Annotated in this window: 1 protein-coding gene and 1 pseudogene; both read right to left on the bottom strand. The window is 64.8% G+C overall.

Features of this window, described 5'->3' with window-relative positions:
- Window positions 1-208: pseudogene (locus tag A2J03_RS23900) on the bottom strand (condensation domain-containing protein); the annotation flags it as partial.
- A 16-nt stretch (window positions 209-224) separates the two neighbouring features.
- On the bottom strand, window positions 225-1,239 hold a 1,015-nt coding region (locus A2J03_RS23895), incomplete at its 5' end, for a condensation domain-containing protein (protein ID WP_068378966.1).

Here is a 1,239-nt window from a genome sequence, read left to right as displayed (position 1 = left end):
TCTCGGTGGCAACGCCGGTGTAGGCATGGTGCTCGTCGCCGCGGGCCGCCGCTGCAGCGGCGGCCACGAGATGATCCTCCTGCAGGAACGACGGCGGCGCCGGATGTGCCGGTGCTCTGCGCGCAACGTCGAGTGCGTGCTGCACCGGGTGCCACTCCAGCAGTCTGCCGGGCTTCGGCGTCCAGTTGCCGAGTGCGGTGATTATCATCTTCGAACCTCCGGATCTAGTGTCGACCCGCCCCGGCGGCCGCGACCAACGAATCTACCGATTCGACGGGCTCGGAGATGACGGTCGTCATGACGGAGACGAATTCGGTGATGAAGCGGTGCACGTTGGTTGTCGAGACATCGGTACTGGGGTAGCGGGCCGAGATGTTGAGGCCTTGGAGCGTGCGGTTGATCCAGAAGTAGACCTCGTTCTCTGCGTGGCATTCGCTGCGCAGCGCGCGTCCCTTGCGCGCCTGCCACTCCTCGCCGTCGGGCAGGAACCGCAGATCTATGTAGGAGACGACGAAGCGTGGGATCTCGGTCGAGGACAGCAACGATGCGACCCGTGAGTAGGGGACTGCTGCGAGGCCCTTGTGTCGATTCGACCCCGCGGCTGCACACTCGATCGCCTCGGCGAACGTTCGGGCGTTCTCCAGCCGAATTTCCATCGGGAGGATCCCGACGTACCAACCGACGCTCGCGGCCCACTTCTCCGCATAGCGGGTGTGCATGGGCATGATGGTCCGGAATGTCCCCTCGCCGGTCAATCGAGCGTTGACCAGGGCGAGCGCGGCAAGTATTCCCGACTGCATGTTCTGGCCGGCGTCGCGGCAGACGGCGTTGAACCGCGCGACCTGCTCGGCAGTGAGCAGCCACGACGACATGCTGCTCTGACGCGTTGCGAGATCAGTGGTAGCGGACGAGTCCTTGACGCTGATCGGGAGCGGGAAGGCAGGGAAGCAGCCGTCTTCGTCGGCGAGGAAATGCTGCCACGCGACGACGGCCTCGTGGTCGGTGGTCAGGGACTCGCCGAGAGCGCGCTCGGTGGCCGAGAAGTCGACGTAACTTCCCACCTCGGGTAGCGAGTGTTCGGTGCCGTCCAGCTCGTGCGCATACAGTCGGTCGAACTCGTTGATCGCGTAGATCTGGCTGTAGGCATCCATGACGGAGTGGTCGGCCGCAAAGATGACCAGGAACTTGTCCTGTTGCGGCGCGCTCGCTGCGACATGTGGTTCGGGGACCACGGTGGCC

This window comes from Rhodococcus sp. EPR-157 (assembly GCF_001647195.1).
Classification (GTDB): domain Bacteria; phylum Actinomycetota; class Actinomycetes; order Mycobacteriales; family Mycobacteriaceae; genus Rhodococcoides.
The sequence above is the reverse complement of the archived record's forward strand: the minus strand, read 5'-3'. Positions and strand labels throughout refer to the sequence as shown.